At 58.7% G+C, this 20,655-nt stretch carries 20 protein-coding genes; 14 read left to right on the top strand and 6 right to left on the bottom strand.

Annotated elements, in window-relative coordinates:
• Positions 1-70: 70 nt before the first annotated feature.
• On the bottom strand, positions 71-1,267 hold the full coding sequence (gene repA / locus AGR2A_RS28330; RefSeq protein WP_003501703.1) for a plasmid partitioning protein RepA: 1,197 nt from the start codon (positions 1,265-1,267) through the stop codon (positions 71-73).
• Between the two features lie 368 nt (positions 1,268-1,635).
• Between repA and trbB the strand changes: the two genes are divergently transcribed.
• The 14 genes from trbB (at position 1,636) to AGR2A_RS28260 (ending at position 13,846) form a co-directional block, all read left to right on the top strand.
• Positions 1,636-2,601 (top strand): P-type conjugative transfer ATPase TrbB, encoded by a 966-nt coding sequence (trbB, locus tag AGR2A_RS28325; protein ID WP_080823898.1) that lies wholly within the window; start codon positions 1,636-1,638, stop codon positions 2,599-2,601.
• Entirely contained in the window at positions 2,591-2,977 is a 387-nt protein-coding gene (locus AGR2A_RS28320) for a TrbC/VirB2 family protein (RefSeq protein ID WP_035243728.1), read from the top strand. The genes trbB and AGR2A_RS28320 overlap by 11 nt, the downstream gene beginning before the upstream one ends.
• The gene (locus AGR2A_RS28315) at positions 2,970-3,269 is read left to right on the top strand and encodes a conjugal transfer protein TrbD (protein WP_080823897.1); all 300 of its coding nucleotides are present in this window, start codon (positions 2,970-2,972) and stop codon (positions 3,267-3,269) included. Before AGR2A_RS28320 ends, AGR2A_RS28315 begins: the two co-directional genes overlap by 8 nt.
• 9 nt (positions 3,270-3,278) lie before the next feature.
• Positions 3,279-5,714: a conjugal transfer protein TrbE gene (locus AGR2A_RS28310; protein ID WP_080823938.1), complete on the top strand. Its 2,436-nt coding sequence runs from the start codon at positions 3,279-3,281 to the stop codon at positions 5,712-5,714.
• Positions 5,707-6,516 carry a P-type conjugative transfer protein TrbJ gene (gene trbJ, locus AGR2A_RS28305; RefSeq protein WP_080823896.1) on the top strand — a complete coding sequence of 270 codons (810 nt, stop codon included), beginning with the start codon at positions 5,707-5,709 and terminating at the stop codon, positions 6,514-6,516. Before AGR2A_RS28310 ends, trbJ begins: the two co-directional genes overlap by 8 nt.
• Complete coding sequence (gene trbK, locus AGR2A_RS28300) at positions 6,513-6,716, top strand: entry exclusion protein TrbK (protein WP_080823895.1); 204 nt, start codon at positions 6,513-6,515, stop codon at positions 6,714-6,716. Before trbJ ends, trbK begins: the two co-directional genes overlap by 4 nt.
• The gene (trbL, locus tag AGR2A_RS28295) at positions 6,710-7,891 is read left to right on the top strand and encodes a P-type conjugative transfer protein TrbL (RefSeq protein WP_080823894.1); all 1,182 of its coding nucleotides are present in this window, start codon (positions 6,710-6,712) and stop codon (positions 7,889-7,891) included. The genes trbK and trbL overlap by 7 nt, the downstream gene beginning before the upstream one ends.
• Positions 7,892-7,911: 20 nt before the next feature.
• The gene (locus AGR2A_RS28290; protein WP_003501718.1) at positions 7,912-8,574 is read left to right on the top strand and encodes a conjugal transfer protein TrbF; all 663 of its coding nucleotides are present in this window, start codon (positions 7,912-7,914) and stop codon (positions 8,572-8,574) included.
• A gap of 15 nt (positions 8,575-8,589) precedes the next feature.
• Positions 8,590-9,420, top strand: coding sequence for a P-type conjugative transfer protein TrbG (gene trbG, locus AGR2A_RS28285; protein ID WP_003501721.1), 831 nt, complete (start codon positions 8,590-8,592; stop codon positions 9,418-9,420).
• Positions 9,421-9,423: 3 nt separating this feature from the next.
• Positions 9,424-9,870 carry a conjugal transfer protein TrbH gene (gene trbH / locus AGR2A_RS28280; RefSeq protein ID WP_080823893.1) on the top strand — a complete coding sequence of 149 codons (447 nt, stop codon included), beginning with the start codon at positions 9,424-9,426 and terminating at the stop codon, positions 9,868-9,870.
• Positions 9,871-9,883: 13 nt separating this feature from the next.
• A complete protein-coding gene (gene trbI / locus AGR2A_RS28275) occupies positions 9,884-11,182 on the top strand; it encodes an IncP-type conjugal transfer protein TrbI (protein WP_080823892.1) in 1,299 nt (432 codons plus the stop codon).
• A 205-nt stretch (positions 11,183-11,387) separates the two neighbouring features.
• Positions 11,388-12,038, top strand: coding sequence for a recombinase family protein (locus AGR2A_RS28270; RefSeq protein WP_080823891.1), 651 nt, complete (start codon positions 11,388-11,390; stop codon positions 12,036-12,038).
• Positions 12,028-12,879 (top strand): protein-L-isoaspartate O-methyltransferase family protein, encoded by an 852-nt coding sequence (locus AGR2A_RS28265; RefSeq protein WP_080823890.1) that lies wholly within the window; start codon positions 12,028-12,030, stop codon positions 12,877-12,879. Before AGR2A_RS28270 ends, AGR2A_RS28265 begins: the two co-directional genes overlap by 11 nt.
• A gap of 667 nt (positions 12,880-13,546) precedes the next feature.
• Complete coding sequence (locus AGR2A_RS28260; protein ID WP_080823889.1) at positions 13,547-13,846, top strand: transcriptional repressor TraM; 300 nt, start codon at positions 13,547-13,549, stop codon at positions 13,844-13,846.
• Positions 13,847-13,856: 10 nt separating this feature from the next.
• Here the strand turns inward: AGR2A_RS28260 and traR are convergent, their stop codons facing one another.
• The 5 genes from traR to traA all read right to left on the bottom strand — a co-directional run bounded on the left by traR (position 13,857) and on the right by traA (position 20,479).
• Complete coding sequence (gene traR / locus AGR2A_RS28255; RefSeq protein ID WP_003501732.1) at positions 13,857-14,561, bottom strand: autoinducer-binding transcriptional regulator TraR; 705 nt, start codon at positions 14,559-14,561, stop codon at positions 13,857-13,859.
• A gap of 268 nt (positions 14,562-14,829) precedes the next feature.
• Positions 14,830-15,444: a TraH family protein gene (locus tag AGR2A_RS28250; protein WP_080823888.1), complete on the bottom strand. Its 615-nt coding sequence runs from the start codon at positions 15,442-15,444 to the stop codon at positions 14,830-14,832.
• Between the two features lie 13 nt (positions 15,445-15,457).
• On the bottom strand, positions 15,458-16,627 hold the full coding sequence (locus AGR2A_RS28245; RefSeq protein ID WP_080823887.1) for a conjugal transfer protein TraB: 1,170 nt from the start codon (positions 16,625-16,627) through the stop codon (positions 15,458-15,460).
• The gene (traF, locus tag AGR2A_RS28240; RefSeq protein WP_080823886.1) at positions 16,617-17,171 is read right to left on the bottom strand and encodes a conjugative transfer signal peptidase TraF; all 555 of its coding nucleotides are present in this window, start codon (positions 17,169-17,171) and stop codon (positions 16,617-16,619) included. The genes AGR2A_RS28245 and traF overlap by 11 nt, the downstream gene beginning before the upstream one ends.
• The gene (gene traA / locus AGR2A_RS28235) at positions 17,168-20,479 is read right to left on the bottom strand and encodes a Ti-type conjugative transfer relaxase TraA (RefSeq protein WP_080823885.1); all 3,312 of its coding nucleotides are present in this window, start codon (positions 20,477-20,479) and stop codon (positions 17,168-17,170) included. Before traA ends, traF begins: the two co-directional genes overlap by 4 nt.
• Positions 20,480-20,655: the final 176 nt, after the last annotated feature.

The raw sequence follows: 20,655 nt of genomic DNA, 5'->3' as shown, positions 1-20,655 counted from the left end.
AGGGGAGGGGGGGACGAGTTTCCGGCTGGCAACTTGCCGCGAAGGATCGATTTTGCGGTCGGGGCGGGCCTCATTTGCGACCCCACGATGACTGGATAAGCTGCTCAATCTCGCTGTTGACGTTGTCGAGCGACTCCATTGCTCGATCGTAGGTCGCCCTCGTAAACTGATCGCGGCTCACTTCGTAAAGTGTCTGCTTGGTGATGCCAGCGTCAGAAACGGCCGTGCTCTTCAGCATAGGGTGATTTAAGACATGATCGCCGAACATGGTTCGCATAAACGACACCATCTGATTTTGCGGTCCATCACCCGGCTCATACCGGGTGACCAGGTAACGCATCCAGTCATAATTCATGCTGCCCCCGGCATCTGCGACCACGCTTAGAAGCTCGGAGGTCATCAGGAGGAACTGGCACATCGACATGACATCGAGCATCTGCGGATGGACAGTAACAAGAACCGCCGTCGCCGCGCAAAGAGCCGAAATGGTCAGGAAGCCGAGCTGCGGAGGGCAATCAACGACAACGACGTCGTAGTCATCAGCCACGGACGCAATCGCGTCATCCATTCTCGTAAAGAAGATATTCTTCCGATCATTGGAGCTTAGTACCTTTGCGGTATCGTGTTCGAACTCCATCAGCTCGAGATTGCCGGGGACAAGATCCAGATTCGGGAAGTAGGTCTTCTTGACGACGTCCCTCATAGGTCGACGTTCTTCATCATAGCGAACGGCCCCGTAGAGCGTCTCATTGTCCTTGACGTCGAACTCTGGCTGGAACCCGTGAAGCGCGGACATACTCGCCTGCGGATCGAGGTCTATTGCCAAGACCCGATAGCCATTCAGAGCAAGATATTGAGCGAGGTGCGCGGCCGTCGTCGTCTTGCCGCTACCACCCTTGAAATTGACTGCCGTGATAACCTGAAGATGCTCACTACCGGAGCGCCTTGGCGAATAACGGCGGTCACCCTTGCCGTTCTCGTCGAGATACTCGCGCAGCGCCTGAATGGTGTCGACGGAGTAGGAACGGCGATTGTTATTGCCGATCTCAGGCTGAGGCCCTTTTCCTTCGATTGAAAGATGGCGGAGATACCCGTCGTTTACTCCAATGAGCTTCGCCGCCTCGGTTGACGAAAAAGACCGGAGCGTCTTGCGTGCCTCCGGCGGGTACAGCTTGATGCGATGCTCGTGCAATGCGCCAGAGAGGTCTCGCGCGTGGGCCGCTATCAGTTTATGAATAGCTTTTTGAAGCTGGGCGGGATTTTCCACGTCGTCCTCTCGTACACACGGTAATTTTCGTAAACACACCTTTTTGCCGTCGATAGGACAACCCATTCCACCGCGTTTTGCAAGAATTTTAAAGTTAACAAAGTCTTAACGCGATTTGCTGGTTTCGAACGTCTCCCGGACTCATTGTTAGATTCCAGCGGGTTACCGCAAGAAGCGAAGAGTTAACTCTGCAGATCTTTCCTGTGACTCAATCGCCACCGTCCAGCGAAAATAGAGTGTCAGGGGCCGAATCGCAGCAAGCCTGACGGAATCACTTGCACACTACGAGATGCAAATTTGCACCTCGACAATCTGCGATCTTCACGGTCTGTCTCTTCACACACTCAAACGAGGAGACGGTTTCCCCCATGCTTCAATCGCACTCCCGCCTTGTCCGCAAATTGCAGGATGCACTTGGTGAGCGGCTTTGCATTGCCCTTGACGATCCGACCGTCGTTGAAATCATGCTCAATCCGGACGGCAAACTCTTCATCGAACGCCTGGGCCACGGCGTAGCTCCGGCTGGCGAGATGGCCGCGACAGCTGCCGAAACGGTCATTGGTTCGGTGGCGCACGCCCTCCAGTCGGAGGCCGACAGTGACCGCCCGATCATTTCGGGTGAGCTTCCCATCGGAGGTCACCGGTTCGAGGGATTGCTTCCACCAGTGGTCGGCGCGCCGACGTTCACCATCCGTCGTCGCGCGTCGCAGCTCATCCCCCTCGAGGACTATGTGAACACAAAGATCATGACGGACGCGCAAGCAGCGATCATCCGCAGCGCTATCGCCAACCGGCTCAATATCGTTATCGCCGGCGGAACCGGATCTGGGAAAACGACACTTGCAAATGCCGTGATTGCTGAAGTCGTGACCGCCGCACCGGAGGATCGGATTGTGATCCTTGAAGACACCTCCGAAATCCAGTGTGCCGCAGAAAATGCCGTCAGCCTCCACACGAGCGATACCGTCGATATGGCCCGGCTTCTCAAGAGCACAATGCGCCTGCGACCAGATCGCATCATCGTTGGAGAAGTCAGAGATGGTGCAGCTTTGACTTTGCTAAAAGCGTGGAACACCGGCCACCCGGGCGGCGTGACGACAATCCACTCAAACACCGCGATGTCGGCGCTCCGGCGCCTCGAGCAACTGACAGCAGAGGCAAGCCAGCAGCCGATGCAAGCGGTCATCGGCGAAGCGGTCGATCTGGTGATTTCGATCGAGCGCGCCGGCCGGGGGAGGCGGGTGCGGGAGGTCCTTCATGTCGAGGGTTTCAGCGGATCCCGTTATCAGACAGAGCACTATCCGCAAATCGATGAGGACAGCCATGCCGCATAATCGCTCCCTTCGTTTGGGAATAGCCGCCGCGTTCATTTGCGCATCGATTGCCGCTCCGGCGTTTGCGGGTTCAGGAGGGAGCCTCCCGTGGGAGGGCCCACTCGAACAGATCCAGGAATCAATCACCGGGCCGGTCGCGGGCTATATCGCGCTGGCCGCCGTCGCGATCGCTGGTGGCATGTTGATCTTCGGCGGCGAGCTCAATGATTTCGCACGGCGGCTGATGTATGTCGTCCTTGTCGCCGGCATCCTTCTCGGTGCCACCACGATTGTCGGCCTCTTCGGTTCGACGGGCGCCTCGATCGGGATTGGGCAATTCGCAGGCCAACCCACAACGCCGCCCACCAGCGCGGAAGGGGAGGGGGGCAATGGCTGAGCCAAGGGTCAATCTCCACCGCAATCGGGTCCACCGCGCTCTTTCGCGCCCAAACCTCTTGATGGGTGCTGACCGGGAGCTTGTGCTCCTGACCGGGCTTGCGGCGGTGATTTTGATTTTCGTCGTGCTCACAGTCTACTCGGCGCTCTTCGGGATATTGATCTGGATTGTTATCGTCGGCGTCCTGCAAATGATGGCAAAAGCCGACCCAATGATGCGGCAGGTTTATGTGCGCCACATGCGATATCGGCCGCATTACCTGCCAACGTCTTCGCCCTGGCGACAGTTCTGAGGGTTTATGATGGTTGCTTTGCGCTCATTTCGCTCCGCCGGCCCATCGTTCTCGGAACTCGTCCCTTATGCGGGGATCGTCGATAACGGAATAATTCTTCTCAAGGACGGCAGTCTGATGGCGGGTTGGTACTTTGCTGGCCCGGACTCTGAAAGTGCAACCGACTTTGAACGCAATGAGCTGTCCCGGCAGATCAACGCGACCCTGTCGCGGCTGGGTTCGGGCTGGATGATCCAGGTCGAGGCGGTCCGCTTCCCGACTATCGACTATCCTTCGGCTGACCGAAGCCATTTTCCCGACGCCGTTACGCGCATGATCGATGACGAGCGACGCAACCACTTCGCGCGGGAGCAAGGGCATTTCGAAAGCCGGCACGCCCTGATCATGACGTATCGACCGCCGGAACGACGCCGCTCCGGCCTGACCCGCTACATATACTCGGACACCGAAAGCCGCACGGCGAGCTATGCCGATACCGTGCTGGAGACGTTTCGGCGGTCGATTCGCGAGATCGAGCAATACCTTGGAAATTCGGTTTCGATTCAACGCATGCTCACCCGCGAGGTGCCGGAGCGTGGCGGCGCCAGGGTTGCCCGCTATGACGATCTTTTTCAGTTCATCCGTTTCACGATCACTGGCGAAAATCATCCCATTCGGCTGCCTGAAATCCCCATGTATCTCGACTGGCTGGTAACAGCGGAGATGGAGCACGGCCTCACTCCGCGGGTTGAGAATCGTTTCCTCGGCGTCGTGGCGATTGATGGACTACCGGCGGAGAGCTGGCCGGGTATCCTCAACAGCCTCGACCTGATGCCTCTGACCTATAGGTGGTCGTCACGCTTCATCTTCCTCAACGCCGAAGAAGCAAAGCAGCGGCTGGAGCGCACGCGCAAGAAATGGCAGCAGAAGGTTCGACCGTTTTTTGACCAGTTATTCCAAACGCAGTCCCGCTCGATTGATCAGGACGCAATGGCGATGGTCATGGAAACAGAGGACGCGATTGCCGAAGCGTCCTCACAGCTCGTGGCGTACGGCTACTATACGCCAGTGGTCATTCTCTTCGACGAGAGACTGGAGGCTCTGCAGGAGAAGGCTGAAGCTGTCCGCCGCCTCATCCAGGCCGAAGGATTTGGTGCGCGCATCGAAACCCTGAACGCGACCGACGCCTTTCTCGGAAGCCTGCCGGGGAACTGGTACTGCAACATTCGGGAGCCCTTGATCAACACCCGTAATCTGGCAGACCTCATCCCACTCAACTCGGTCTGGTCGGGAAGTCCGACGGCGCCATGCCCGTTTTATCCGCACGATGCGCCGCCGCTGATGCAGGTAGCGTCTGGTTCGACGCCGTTTCGGCTGAACCTGCATGTCAACGACGTCGGCCACAGTCTGATTTTCGGTCCGACCGGCTCGGGCAAGTCCACCCTTCTTGCGCTGATCGCAGCGCAGTTTTGCCGCTATGAGCAAGCCCAGGTCTTCGCCTTTGACAAGGGTAACTCAATGCTGCCTCTAACGCTCGCTGTCGAGGGCGACCACTACGCGATCGGCGCCGAGGACGGGGAGGGTGCTAAACTCGCCTTCTGCCCGCTTTCGGATCTGTCGAGCGATGGGGATCGCGCCTGGGCATCCGAGTGGATCGAAACTCTCGTGGCCTTGCAGGGTGTTACGATCAATCCGGACCATCGCAACGCCATTTCCAGGCAGATCGGCTTGATGGCCGCAGCGCCCGGCCGATCGCTTTCCGATTTCGTCAGTGGCGTCCAGGCGCGCGACATCAAGGACGCGCTTCATCACTATACGGTCGACGGGCCAATGGGACAGCTGCTCGACGCAGAGCATGATGGCCTGGCGCTCGGCCGCTTCCAATGTTTCGAGATCGAACAGCTTATGAACATGGGTGAGCGAAACCTCGTGCCGGTCCTGACCTATCTGTTCCGCCGCATCGAGAAGCGCCTGGACGGTTCGCCGAGCCTGATCATCCTCGATGAGGCTTGGCTGATGCTGGGTCATCCGGTTTTCCGGGACAAGATCAGGGAGTGGCTCAAGGTTCTGAGAAAGGCCAATTGCGCCGTCATTCTCGCGACGCAATCGATCTCAGACGCCGAGCGTTCAGGCATTATCGACGTCCTGAAGGAATCCTGCCCGACCAAGATTTGCCTCCCAAATGGTGCTGCCCGGGAAACCGGTACACGGGAGTTTTATGAGCGGATCGGCTTCAACGAACGGCAGATCGACATCGTCGCGAACGCCATCCCCAAGCGGGAATATTATGTGACCTCGCCAGACGGCCGCCGGCTTTTCGACATGTCACTTGGTCCGGTTACGCTGTCTTTCGTCGGCGCGTCCGGGAAATCCGACCTTGCCCGCATCCGGGCGCTTCAATCCGCCCATGGCAAGGAGTGGCCGGGGCAATGGCTCATCGAAAGGGGGATCAATCGCTATGCGTAATGGCAGCCGGTTTCAAAAAACGCTTAGGGCAATCGCCACTGTCTCCATAAACCTCGGCCTCGCATTGTCACCGACTCTATCCTTCGCCGGCTCCGCGGCCGGCGGCGCTACAGAGTGGACGCAGCTTCTCAATAATGGCGAGCTGATCTCGCTGGTCGGCCAATCCGGTACCCAGATCGAAAACCAGATCAAGCAGATCACCCAGCTTGCCGAGCAGATTCAGAACCAGCTCAACATTTACCAGAACATGCTGCAGAACACTGCGCAGCTTCCAAACCATATCTGGGGAGAGGTCGAGAACGACCTCGATCAGCTGCGAGACCTCGTAGATCAAGGTCAAGGCATCGCGTTTCAAATGAGTAACGCGGACGACCTGCTGAAGCAGCGGTTCAAAAGCTACGCTGATCTAAAGACGAGCCTGCCTAATGCTGAGAGCTTCTCGTCGACCTATCAAACCTGGTCGACCACGAACCGGGATACGATTTCGAGTACTCTCAAAGCCGCAAGCCTGACCGCTGATCAGTTTGACAGCGAAGAAGAGACGATGAGCGCGTTGCGCTCAATGTCGCAATCGGCCGACGGCCAGATGAAGGCCCTGCAGGTTGGCCATCAGATTGCTGCCCAACAGGTGGCCCAAATGCAGAAGCTTCGGGGGATTGTCTCGCAGCAGACGACAATGATGGGAACCTGGCTGCAAAGCGAACAGACCGACAAGGATCTTGCCCAGGCTCGCCGCGAGAATTTCTTCAATGCCGATGTCCAGTCGGTCCCGACCGGGCAAAAAATGGAGCCGCGCTGGTGACCAGAACCGTTCTGATCGTTTCCGTCCTTGCAGGCGGCTGCGCCCTCGTCGCTGTATCTGCCGTAATCTTTGCCCAAAACAGGACCACCGCTGCGCCTGAGATGAGCGGAGAGCAGCGCGCCGCACGTGAGAAGTTCTTCGGGACAGGCAAGGATCTGTCCCCGATTGAAAAGGGGCAGGAGATGCGGCCGAGATGGTGAGGCGTGATTTGACGCGGATCTTCCTGCTTGCCGGCGCGACCTGCATTTTCTTGGCGGCACCGGCCATTGCACAGCAAGGTCAAGTCCTCACGGAATTGGAGAACCAGGTTTCCACGGCCGCAAAAGGCTGGGAAACCACCATTATGGATGCAGCACAGTCGCTGTTCTGGATCCTCGCCGGGATCGAAGTTGGCATCGCGGCGGTGTGGCTCGCGACGCAGGCCGCCTCTCTCGACAGCTGGTTTGCCGAACTTGTCCGCCGCATCATGTTCATCGGCTTCTTCGCGTTCGTCCTGACCCAGGGGCCAACCTTTGCCAAGGCGGTTGTCGATAGCCTCTTTCAGATCGGCGCTGGCGGCGGATCCGCATCGCCCGCCGAAGTCTTCGACGCCGGGATCCGCGTTGCATCCCAGATGTCGGAGCAGGCGAAATTCGGGGTCTTCGAAGACAATGCGCTTGCAATCGCAGCTGTGCTCGCGATGGGCATCGTCGTTATCTGCTTCTCGCTCGTGGCTGCGATTTTCGTATCCGTTATGGTCGAGATGTATGTGGGGCTTCTCGCCGGCATGATCATGCTTGGACTGGGTGGATCGTCGTTCACCAAGGACTTCGCCATTCGGTATCTTGTCTATGCCTTTGGCGTCGGCATGAAGCTGATGGCGCTCGTGATGATCGCCAAGATCGGCTCAAATGTTCTTCTTGGTCTCGCGCAGGCACCGACGGCCGAATCCGATCAATTCATCACAACGCTGGCGATTGCCGGAATCTCCGTCGTTGTTTTCATAATCGCTCTGTATGTTCCCAACATCATTCAGGGCGTGGTGCAGGGGGCCTCCGTGTCCGGTGGGATGGAGACGATCCGCCACGGCGGCCAGGCCGCTTCGTTTGCGGCGGGCGGAGCCTTCCTCGGTGCTGGTGCCGTCGGAGCAGGGTTTGCGGCGGCGCAGGCTGCGAGGGCCGGAGGGGCCTCCGCATCGGGCGCGGCTCTTCGAGGCATGGGAGCCGGCTTCACATCCGGCGCAATGGCGGCCGGATCAGCAGCTAAGGATAAGGCGATCGGCTCTCCCGGCGCTTATGCCGGATCGATCTTGGGCCTCGCGAACGCCAAGCTTGATCAGGCTCGCGGCAAATCATCGTCCTCCACTCCGCCGCCAGAACGGCCGGATAAATCTTAACAATCAGACAGGAAACGAGCATGGCAGCGCAACGCGCACCGGATAATCCATATCTTGCGGCGAGACAGGAATGGTCTGAGCGGTATGGCTCCTACGTGAGAGCCGCCTCTGCATGGAGGGCTGTCGGAATCTTGAGCCTGGCTATGGCCGTCATAGGTTTCGGCTATGCGCTGTATCTGAGCACGCAAGTGAAACTTGTGCCCTACATCGTCGAGGTCGACAAGCTCGGCAACACAGTGTCGGGAGGTTTCCCGCAACAGATCGAATATGCCGACGCCCGGGTCGTGCGCGCCACGCTGGGGAATTTCGTTGCAAGCTTTCGCTCCATTACACCCGATGCGGTGGTTCAAAAGCAATATATCGACCGCACTTACGCACTGCTGCGGACAAGTGATCCCTCGACGCAAAAGGTCAATGCCTGGTTCCGCGGAAACTCGCCTTTTGAAAAGGCCGTGAATGCGACCATTGCGATTGAGGTGAACAACATCGTCGCACTCTCCAACCAGACTTATCAGATCGACTGGACAGAATACGAGCGTGACCGGAAGGGCAAGGAAGTCGCAACTCGCCGGTTCCGCGGCATCGCCACCGTCGCGATCACTTCACCGCAGGACGAAGCAACAATCCGGCTCAACCCGATCGGGGTGTACGTGACCGACTTCGACTGGACCGCACAACTCTAAGGGCAGGGAAATGCAATGGGGACCCTATACGGATATGCAGCGGTTGGCTGCTTGCTTGCACTGGGCGTAACGGCCGGCGCACCGACGCCGGCGCTTTCGCAAAGCCTGACCAACAACGAGGTGAAAGGCACCAATCTGTCCGGAAAATGGCGCGGTCAGGCGGGATTGGTCACGCGCGGCCCAGATGGGAAGGTGATCTTCCTCTTCGGCGAGACCCAACCGTCTGTCGTATGTTCACCTCTTCAAGTCTGCGATATCGAGCTACAAGGTGGGGAGATCGTCCGCGATGTTCTGGTTGGCGATACTGTTCGATGGAAGGTCGAGCCGGCTACATCGGGCGCCGCGACCGGGCAAGCAATCCATCTGATCGTCAAGCCCTCCGAACCCGGCCTGGTAACCTCGATGGTCGTCACGACATCTCGGCGGACGTATCATATCCAGCTGAAATCGCATCCCAGCCAATACATGGCACGCGTCGGCTTCGAATATCCGGAGGATGCGTCGACCAAGCTTTCGGACATCAATGCCAGGATCCAGTCGATGAGTGGACCGGGCGGCGGCGTACCGCCGGAACAGCTGGCGTTTTCCTACTCATTGAGCGGCAGCGCGCCTTGGCGACCAAAGCGGGTCTATTCCGATGGCCAGAAGACCTACATCCAGTTCCCGCGCGCAATTTCCGGTCAGGACGCGCCCGTTCTCTTCGTCGTTTCGGGAGGACAAAACCGCATCGTCAACTACCGGCTGAAGAATGACATGATGATCGTCGACTACAATATCGACAAGGCCGTGCTGTTATCGGGAGTTGGCTGGAGGCAGCAGAAAATCACCATCCGGCGGGGAGGCTGAAACATGTTGCGTCGCTGCCTTCTGCCGATTGCCTTTTGCCTGAGCCTTGCGGGTTGTCAAAGCGCAACCGACGGTCTGACCACAAGCGCCGCCTCCGTTGACGTTACGGAGCCGGCAGCGAGCGCGATTGCCGGTGATATGGCGGGGCGCTTTGCCGAGCAGGCCGGATCGACCGCTACGCCGATCAGGCTCAAGAAGGATAGTTCCGATTTTGCCGTCTCACTGGAATCTGCGCTGAAGGGATGGGGGTTCTCCATCATTGGCGACGAAAAGGCCACAAGCGCGAAAGACGGGCCCAAGCCTGTCGAGGTGGCTTATTCGATTGTCGCCTCCGATGGACAGGTCCTCGTCAGGTTGTCGACGGACACGCTTGAGCTCGGGCGTGCGTACTCCGTCACCAACGGCGTCGCGACGCCTGCAAGCCCGCTTTCTTTGATGAAGCGCAACTGAGGCGGAAACGATCATGGTCCAATCTCTTCAGTTGGGAACAAACGGCTCTGCCGACACCCAGGGGATGAAGCGCCTCAATCGCGTCCCACTCTTTCTCGGTATCGGCATCGCGGTCGTTTTTCTTGCAGTGCTCGTGTACGGGCTCTCCTCCCGTGGGCTTCGCTTCGGTCATGACCTTCCGAATGAAGCCGGATCGAATAGTCCGGCGTCCAGTTTTGCGGAACAGATGAAGCGGGGTGTGAAGGATGGTATTATCGGTGATCAGGAGGAACAGCCTGTCTTCCAGCCCACCCCCGACACGAGCAGGACGGTCGTCAACCAACCTGTTGAAGCCGAAGCTAAAGAGGAACCTCGCGACACCCGACGGCCACGCATGGAATCGGATGAGGAATGGAACGCCCGCATGCTGCGCGAGCAGCGAGAACAGATCGCGCGCGAGCAGCAGCGACAGCGCATGGCGAGCCTTCAGGCAAAAGGCGCCGCCATCGACTCGCCGTTGAAGGTCGACATATCGGACATTGCCGCAAAGGGAGGCCATGCCGACAGCACGACTGAGCGCACACAGGGAACGACGGGTCCAAGCGGTGCCTCAGATCTTTATGCTGCAGCGTTGAGAGGGGGCATAGCTGGACAAGCCGGGGATCCCAACGGCCAGGCTTCGAAAGAGGATTTCTTCAATGCTGACATCAAAGAGCTTGGCTACCTGCCCAATCAGGTCGTGCTGCAGCAGTCTCGATACGAATTGAAGCGTGGCTCAGTCATTCCCGCTACCTTGATCACCGGCATCAATTCGGACCTACCTGGCCGGATCACTGCCCAGGTGAGCCAGAATGTCTATGACAGCGCGACGGGTCACTTCCTGCTGGTGCCGCAGGGGACGAAACTCTTTGGACGCTATGACAGCAAGGTTTCCTTTGGCCAGAGTCGAGTCCTCGTGGTCTGGACCGACATCATCTTCCCGAATGGGTCTACGCTGCAGATCGGCGGCATGGCAGGGACCGACTCTGAGGGGTATAGCGGCTTCCGCGATAAGGTGGACAATCATTATCTGCGGACATTCGGCTCCGCTGCGCTCGTCGCTCTCATCGGGACAGGCATCGACATGGCGGTACCGGAAAGCTCGACACTTGCCACTCAGGATACGGCGTCGGATGCAGCCCGGCGAAATTTCGCGGAAACTTTTGGTCGGGTTGCCGAGCAAACGATCTCTAAAAACCTGAATGTGCAGCCGACGATCAACATTAGGCCGGGCTACCGGTTCAACGTGATCGTAGATCAGGACGTCATTTTCCCGAACCTTTATTCGAACTAAAAATGACTGGCCAGCCTCCGGCCTCGTTGCGCTTCACTCAATTTACCGAGTCAAATGGGAACCGTGTTAATTGAGGTGCAGATTTTGGTACGGCTGCCAAATCATTACCTTTGATATTGTCGTTCGCTCCAGGATTCATAAATGCTTGACTTGCGCATAAACCTGTTGCCAAATTGTGATTGGCAACAGGTTTATGTAGCAGAACATGTTAATCGGCTACGCGCGGATTTCGAAGAACGACGGCCAGGAGGCGGCAACCCAGATAGAGGCGCTCTGGGAAGCCGGTTGCGAACGTGTATTTGATGAAAAGGCATCAGGTGCTCGATGGGATCGGCCTGAGCTTCATCGGTTGCTTGACCAGCTGCGCGACGGAGACACCCTCGTCGTCTGGAAACTCGACCGACTCTCCCGTTCGCTGAAGGATCTTCTCCATATCCTGGACAAGGTGGAAGCAGCCGGCGCCAGCTTCCGGTCGTTGACCGAAGCCGTGGACACTTCGGGCCCGGCGGGTCGCATGATGATGAAGATGCTCGGGGCATTTGCCGAATTCGAGCGCGCCATGGTACGCGAAAGAACTCGCGCGGGATTGAATTCTGCTCGTGAACAAGGCCGCGTTGGAGGCCGACCGCCGAAATTCAATGATGAACAGCGCGCAGAAATCATCGACATGCTCGAGGCCGGCCGGAAACCGGCCGATGTGGCACGGCTGTTTCGTGTGCATCGAGCAACCATTGCGCGGCTGACGGCAGCGATGAAGTTTGAACAGGATGAAGATTCGGACGAGGCGCGTACGGTCGGGGTTTCCTTGCTGTCGCCCAAATCCAGCGCGGACAGGAGACCTCCCCATGTTAAATGAGCGAGCCAGCATCGAAGAAATCAGAGGGTTTTATGCCCGCCTCATGGCGGCGGCCAGCAGATCGTCTGATCCGCGGCTTGAGAGAGCTTTCGAGGCTGTCCCTCGCGAAGCTTTTTTCCCTCCCGGCCCTTGGAAAGTCATGGTTAACCTCCGGTACTTTGAGACGCCGAGCGCTGATCCAGTCTACCTCTATCAAAATGCCCTCGTGGCGCTGGATGCACAAAAGGGGATCAATAACGGCGAACCTTCGCTTCATGCGGCATGGATAGGAGCGGTAGCGCCACAGCGCGGGGAGGCCGTCACGCATGTCGGCGCAGGAACCGGGTATTACACCGCGATCCTGTCAATGCTCGTCTTGCCCACAGGCAAGGTTACCGCATTCGAAATCGACGGGAACCTGGCCGGAGAGGCCACGCAGAACCTCGAACCGTTTGAAGGCGTAGATGTCATCACGGGTGATGCTACGAGGAAGCGGTTGCCGCTGTCGGACGTGATCTACGTGAACGCCGGCGTGGCCGCACCGCCGACCGAGTGGTTAAGGGCGCTGAAGCCCGGCGGACGGATGATCTTTCCGTGGCGACCGAGCGAGGAGGTCGCGCTGACATTGCTGGTGCGGGCAGAAAACGGGGGCTTTAGCGTCACACCCCTGATGCCTGCCTGGTTTATTCCATGCGTGGGCGCGTCGAGGGAGGTCACTGCTTCCATGTTGCCAGCCAGTTTTCCGGAAGCTCGGTCCATTCGCTCGCTGTGGAGAACGGCCGATCGCGCCCCTGACGAAAGCGCGATAGCCATCTATCCCGACGTTTGGTTCTCCACCGAGCCTGCCAGTGCGATCCATTGAAGTTAACTTTGGCAATCTCCTGGAGCCAACTTGGGAAATGACCCTCGCCCGGTGGGTAATGCGCTGCGCAAAGTTCCGGAAGATATCCTCGCGGGTATTTTTCCGTCCCGAAATCGTCGCGGTCGCTATCATCTTGCGCTAATAGCACCGATACCATTTCACATCCTTCCGTGAAACCGAGCCTTGCGGCCGATCCTCCATCATCTGGCAGCAATCGGCCCGGCCTCGTGTCGTTTCGCTTTCTTCGGCGAGTTCCTCGTAGGATGACACTAACCGGGATGGCTCCCCTCGTCTTCGCTGGTCTGATCCACGTTTTCCCGGAATGTCTGGTCGCAGCCTTCGCGATCTGTTGGCAAAGTTTACCACTCGCTGCCAGTGAGAGTTCATCCGTTGCAATTCTGTAGTGGCGTGGTAGAGCCGCAAGCGCTATAAGCCCTCTCGAGGTAGTACGCGCTATCTCGCGGGCTTAGTAACCCGAGCATGTCGGTTTGGCGTCCGCCGTTAGGACGTCGAATTCCTCGACCTATGGTCGGGGAGCCATGGACTCATGTCCAGGTTCCTCGGAACTAAAGGTCCATGGGCCGGCACATGCTCGGTTACTAACTCCCCGATCGCCAGGGGTCAGGAACAATGCGGGGGCGTACCGCGCATTCGTTTGGGAGGAGCCATGTCCAAAGAGGAAAATGGCACGATTGAAGACGTAGACCTTCGTCCACTCGTCGGGTTGCTGGCAGGTGTACCTGAACGGATAATAGAGGGACTAACCGTCGAAGCGATCAAAAAGCACCGTGATCTGGTGGAAAAGGCTGAGATACTGTTTCAGAACTTACCGACTAACGCGCAAGGCGGCATCGACGGGAATGACGCGGCTCAGATTGACTATTTCGCAGCGGCCATCGAAATGCACGCCCAGATGTCCGCTCTGACGACACTCTTGAAGATCCTCGGTCGGACACCGAAAGTCTGACCGCACCTGATCAAATCAACCCACGGCGTATCGCCAAGGCAACCAGTTGCGTGTTATTGCACAGATCGTAACGTCGCCGCGCGTCCGCCAGGGCTATCCGAACGGTGTTGTACTTGACGTTCTCGATATCTGCCGCGTCTTCAACCGTTTTACCCTGTTCAAGCCACCGGACGTAAGTGGCCTCTTTCGGGCTAAGGTAGACAGTTTCCTCGATCGAGGGCTGCACTTTAAGCTGGTCAATACGAGCGTGTAATTGCGCTACCGCTGAAGCGGCCACTATCGCATCAATGTCGTTCTCAGTAGACAGGTTGGCCTTGGAAGACGCAAAAGTGAGCATTGAAATCGCACCGTTGGGTGTCGCCACCGGGATCGAGACGCCGGACCGGATATCATATTCGCTCGCATCTGCGAAAAATCGCCGCTCCTCTTTGCTCAGCGAGGCCTTTTCTGATTCTCCGGACCACGCGAACGCGCGACGCCATTTCTGGGCCTGGCGCACGACCGGGTCCAGGTGCCTGAAATTTTCCTGGTAATATCGCTCTTGCCATTCCGCCTGATAGTTTGAAACTGCAAAAGAATGACCGGGTCGGAGGTTGACGAACGCATATCCGGAGAAGTCGAACCGATCGGCAAGCTGCGAGAGTGCCGCTTCGAGGGTACTTTGATCTCGAGCGATCGCAGTAATGTCCAATAGTCTTTCGAGCCAATGGGCCATCGACAACCTCACTGTATTTTTAGCACTGCAACCCCACTTCGCCCGACCGCGAAGCGCTGGCTTGCAGCGCGCGCTAACAGTGATGAGCGACCAGGCGGCGCATCGCAAGTTGCATTGAGTGACCGATTATCAGATACAATGAGACGGTTGTAGCGCGAGAATGTACGATTGCAAAGATTTAAAATGGCGTCCTGCTAGGCGAAATTCTATACGCTTATCTGCCACGAGCAGCTGGTCTATTGGCCGTCCCAGAACGCCGGATATGCGATTATTTCTGTCCGCCGATTCGCGACAGGTCAATTCTGATCCCAGCGTCGGCCGCGCTAGCGGGGTTGGATGTCGACGCAGCTGTCTGACCACCAGGATCGGACTCAGGCTCGTCCGGCGGGCGGCCGGTTTTGGGGATTGCTTCGAAGAAGGTAGGACCGCCAGGGTCATCTGCCCTGAACACATTGCTCCCTTCAAAACTGCCGGTCCTCCAGGCATAGATGGCGTCATCCAGCATTTGCGGTAGAAGTTCCGTGTTGGTCGGGTGCCCATACCATTTGGTAACGATCCGGGCAATTTTTGCAAACATGGCCGTGCCGGTCCGAAGGTTCTCGCAGGTGTCGAAGATGATCGCCCTTAGTTGCGACGCATCGCTTGCTCCGATCCCCGCCGGAAACTGCGTCAGGCCGACCCGCACGACTGCATGACCCACATATTCCTTCACGACTTCGAGCGCCTCGTCCGCCGAGCGAGGCCTCGGTATCAGTACGAGACGGCCGTTCTCTTTGACGGTGATAGCAAGTGGATCGTCGCTCCCGACAGCCGCCACAAACTGCTCGACAATCGCCGGGGGGAGGGCAGGATCCGCACACGTATCGATGAAACCGGCATCCATGGTTTGCTCCAAATCACGTGTTGAAAGACATCACGAGCGGCTTGCCGAACAAGCGAGCCCAAGCCTCAGCGCTGGCGCGTTGGATTGAGACGATACTTGTCCCCTTGGTCCACCATCCGTTTCCGACCGCGACTATGAGGTCGGGATCGTGCAACATCGACTGGAGAACGGGCCAAACGATCAGCTGCTCGTAGCAAATGAGCGGTGCAACCCGATATCCGAGCACCTCGGCCACCGGATTTGCGAAGAAATGTGCCCGGGCGCCGCTGCCTTTGCCGATCAGCGGAAGCCACGGCTGCCACATCGAGCCTGGGACCGGCATTCGCTCACGATAGAGAATTTCGCTGCTCTCGGCCGAGATCCGTACGAGGATATTGTCGTATCCTTCGGCGTTGATCATCGCTGCGCCTGCGACGACTGTAAGGCCGGTTCCCGATAGCTGCTGGCGCCACAAACGATCCACCGAGGATGTCCATAAGCCTAGTGCGCTCTCGGGCAACACCACGATGGAACGGCCGGAAACGTGTTGATCGAAGACTGTCGCGGCGAGATCACGATGGCGAGAAAGACTTCCATCCCGGCCGAGACTGCTACCGAGCTGCAGGTCGACTGCTTGCCAGCTTTTGGGCCAATCTTCCCGGTCTGTCGCCAATGCAGCCGGTCCAAGCCATAGGCCTGCGAAGGCGAAGGCCGCAGCTGGCCAGCATCGTGTCGACATAATCACGAGGCCGGCCGCCATTGACACAAGCCCGCCCCAGCCCCACCCGGGGAACAGGATGCCTGCGGCCGTGATCGGATGGGCCCATCCGACGATGCCGAAAGGGGGCACAGCCATCAGCAATATGGCCGCGAAGTACCGTAGGGCCCTCCGCCACCCAGCGTGTGGCGTCCACACGACTGTATGGACAAACACGAACCCGGTGGAAGCGGCAATCCAAAGGATCAAACCCGGCCAGAGATCCGACTGGTAGAATGCGGCGACGCCCTGTGGCAGTCCGCGCGATGCGGCGAGGAAGTAGGCTGTGGATACAGCTGCCGCGCAATGCCGTCTTGGCGCCAATGACCAGATTAGCGGAAAGGCCGCTGACAAAGGAAGTGCCGAGGCCTGGCCGCTCCAGGCGATGAAACCGACAGCTCCTGACGCAACGATGAGGGCGAGAGCGAGCTGGCATTCATGGCGCAAAGGTCAGCACCTCGCTCGCCAGACCGAGAATGCCCTCTTCGGGAATCGGCCCGAAATATCGCGAGTCCCAGGACCCTGAGAAAGCCGAATGGAGAAAGATCGAGCGGGCCGGAACCACGCCGCCTTCATACGGTCGTAGCGGACGGCCTCGACCGTCGCGGGCTAGAGGTCGCGACGAGGGAATGACGCGTCCATCCACGCTCACGCCGGAGGCGACATCAACCTGCTGGCCGCCAACAGCTATGATGGTTTTGATCAGCGGGCCGAAGCCACCCGGACATAGCCCTGGTCGCAGATAGCCTCTGGTCTTCCCGTCCATGACGGTTGCGGTTGTGGGAAGGCAAACGAATACGGTGTCGCCGACCTGAGCGGCACGATCAAGCAACACGATTCGCCAGATTCCAAGCGGCTCGCTTGGCGTGGTGTTAACCCGCAGCCGGCCGGCGAGCCCGCCCACAGACACGATGAGTATGAAGCCCGCGAACGCAGCAAGGAGGAGGAGAGCCCCACGTTGTTGACGTTGGTAAGTCGTGGTTTCGATCATTTCAGCGACAGCCCCTTTGACTGGGTCTGGCGAAGCGTTTCCGCATGCTTCAAGGCGACGGCCGATCGCTCGTGGGCGGCGAGTTGCTGAACCGTCCGCATTGTGTCCCAGGCTGATCTAAGCTCGCTCTTTTGCGCTTGCTGCATCCCCACGGACAAAGATTTGAACGCTTTTCCGTCAGCGGTCTTGGCAGCAAGAGGAAGGAAGGCTCGCTCCCCAAAGCGCTCCGCCACGATCTTGGCGAACCCTTCCAGTTCAGCTTTTACCATTTTATCGGCAAGGGCGTATTCGAGGCCGGCTGGCAGGTCGTTTCGATCGATTGCATCGCGCACCCGCTCGAGAACCTGGTGCGCCGAGGCAGACAAGGCAGGAATATCGAGCGAGAGCTTGCTGCGAAGAGCCCGTTCCTCGGCTTCGTATCGGGTTGCGGCTTCCGACCGCTTTGAAATAAAACTCTCAAGATCGCGGGCAAGCGCGGGAGCATTGATGAGGGCGTTGTCTCGCGCCTGTCGATCGGCGCGGCCGGCAAACAAGCCGGTCTTTCCTTTCAGCGATCCGAAGCTTTCAGGCTGCTCGGCGATCTTGATGATCGTTGCCTTCGCGGCGGCCCCATCGACCAGCATGGCGTCGACGTTGACTGCTTTGAACGCTGCCTGCGGGTCGGCATAGATATGATGGAAGCGCGCGGAGACCTCTTGCCAATCCGCCTTCAGGGCAGGGTCGGCTGAAAGCTTGTCTTCGATCGCCTGACCGATCGAATGCGGGAAGATCGTCGTACCGGACACCATGGGCTTTCCCTCCTTGATCGCGGCTGAGGTGGATGGGTCGAGCTTTGTTGTCCCCAAACCGAGTTTGGCGGCCACAGCAGCAAGACGAACGCCAAGCTCGGCGAGCCTCGACGATTGGCGAATGGTCCATCGGAGCTGGTCGTGCGCGATCGTGCGGGCGATATTGACGAGGTGGAGACCGCGGGCTTCGGCAAAGCGAAGCGCCTGGGCGTAGAACCGGCCAGCGGCATAGTCCAGCGTCGTTTCCTTCGCATTGGAGCGGGACAGGATCGGCACGAGACCGCCAGCCTTGGCGAAGGATCTCCGCCCATAATAGACTGCGAGATCCTCGCGGTGGCGCGTCATCGCCACATAGGTCAGATGACGATCAAGCGAGAGGGAAGCTAGCACCTTGACGTGATCGACGGTGGCGCCCTGGCTTTTGTGGACGGTCGTGGCATAGCCATGATCGATGTTGTTGTAGAAGCGCTGCTCGACGGTGACCAGCCGAGGGTTTCCAGCACCACCGATCTGCACGACGAGGCGACCCGGGGCGGCATCCACGACTTTCGCCAACATGCCATTCTTGACGCCAAGCGAACCCTCATTCTTGAGGAATACGACCTGATCACCGGCGGCAAAATTTCGGTTCCCGTCCGCAGTTTTGAACGAGTGGCCGATATCAATAATCCCCCTGTCGACCAGTTTCCCCCGTGCCAGCTGGTTCAGCATCCGGATATCGCGACGCAGATGGGCAAGGATTAGTGAAGACTTGGTCGGATCGTAATCGCGGCTCCAGTCGGAGATCAAATTGATGACGGCATCCGTCTTCAGCTCTGAGCCCATCAGCTTTCCATTGGCGCGATAGGCATCGACCGCTTTTCCGACCCTGCCTCGGGCGAGATCGAGTGACGCGTCGCGCATCCATCGCTCGCGCTGGCGATAGATGGTCTCCAGTTCGGCGTAACCGATGCGGTCGGCGATCGCGCGGAAGGCCGCACCCGCTTCGATCGGCTGGAGCTGTTCTGGATCTCCGACCAGGACAAGCTTCGCGCCGGCCTTTGTTGCAACTTCAACGAAGAGCGCCATCTGCCGGGACGAAACCATTCCGGCCTCGTCGAGGACGAAGACGGTTCTGTCGTCGAGTTGGCTGCGACCTTGGCTCCAGCGCAATTGCCAGGACGATAAGGTGCGCGAGGCAATCCCCGCTTCGCTCGAAAGTCCTTCGGCCGCCTTTCCGGCGAGGGCACCGCCGACGACGCGATAACCGGCGCTTTCCCAGGCCTCGCGGGCCGCCTTCATCATCGTCGTCTTGCCCGCACCTGCGCGACCGATCACAGCCGCGATCCTCTCGTGTCCTGCCACATGCTCGATCGCTGTTCTCTGCTCGTCCGACAGGCGCTCATGGCGGGCGAAGACGGACTTGAGAACCAGGTCCCTGACGCGGTGAGACGAGCGCTGCGACAGCCAGATCGCCCGGTTTGCCATCTCGGCTTCGATCCGGATCAGCTCGCGCGTCGTGTATTTTGCCGGTGCTTTCACACCCGTCACGAGGTCCATGCGCTCGCGATCCAGCCGGAGCGTCTGCGGGCTTTGCAGGATCCGCACCATCAGGGTTTGAAAAAGCGCGACATCGTCGATATAGCGATAGAGGATCTTGGCGATATCGCGTTCGTCGAAGACGCTTTTTTCTCGTGTGACCAGGTCGAGCACGATCTCTGGATGGCGTTGAATCCGCCGGGCGTTCTGCGCCCGCCGCTCCTCCTGCAGCTCAAGCCGTTCCAAGGCAAGGCCGATCTTGGCATCCTGCGCTTTCCGTTCGATCGCTTTGGTTCCGACGCCGAGATGAATCGTCGGCGTGAGCTCGATACCCTGCTTTTCGAAGGAGCGCCCGTCTATGCGGATGTCCATTCCGGCAAGCGCCAGATGCCGGTTATGGCAGGCGAACCATCCGTCCCGAAACACGTTGAAATCGTCGGCACTGCCGGCCCAAAGTTCGTAAACGATCTTGCCGGCGTCGTTTCGAACCGGCTTGCCATCCGGCCCGATAACCGCCACCTTTTTAGCTCCGAAACCATCTTCCGTCAGGGGCCGCAGTGTTGTCATCAGGTGGATATGCGGATTGCCGGGCGCGTCGTGGAAAACCCAGTCGGCGACCATGCCCTTGGCGGTGACATGCCGTTCGACGAAATCGCGGACAAGGGCGATGTTCTGGTCCGCGGTAAGTTCGATCGGGAGAGCGATCGTGACGTCCTTGGCGAGCTGCGCATCAGCACGTTTCTCAAAAGCCTCGACCTTGTTCCAGAACACTTCGGAGGCGCCCGATATCGATCGGTCCGCAATCATCGCCCGCACCCATGCTGGAGCATCCTCGGGAATGACGAACTCCTCGTGGATGAGGCCAAGCTTGCGGGTGTAGTCGATCGTCCGTGCTTCGCGCTCGAACTCCATCTTGGCGCAGTGCCGATAAGCCGCCGACAGCACGGCACTGCGGCCCGAGCCGCGTGCGACGATGCTGACTGAGAAATGCGGAACGGCCACGGCGCGAAGTCCTTTTTATCGCGAGTAAAATCAAGGCGTTCTCTCAGAGGCGCGGCCCCGCCGGGGCATCTTCAACAGCACGTCGCGGCAGCGACGTATAATTGCGCCCTTTGATCCGCTCCTTCGGAACGGCGGGATCATTCGCCAAAAGCTGACGCTTTGGCGAGGTGCAAAAT

Origin of the sequence: Agrobacterium genomosp. 2 str. CFBP 5494 (assembly GCF_900013495.1) — a bacterium.
Lineage (GTDB): Bacteria > Pseudomonadota > Alphaproteobacteria > Rhizobiales > Rhizobiaceae > Agrobacterium > Agrobacterium pusense.
Note: the sequence above shows the minus strand (reverse complement) of the source record. Positions and strands in the feature narration are given on the sequence as shown.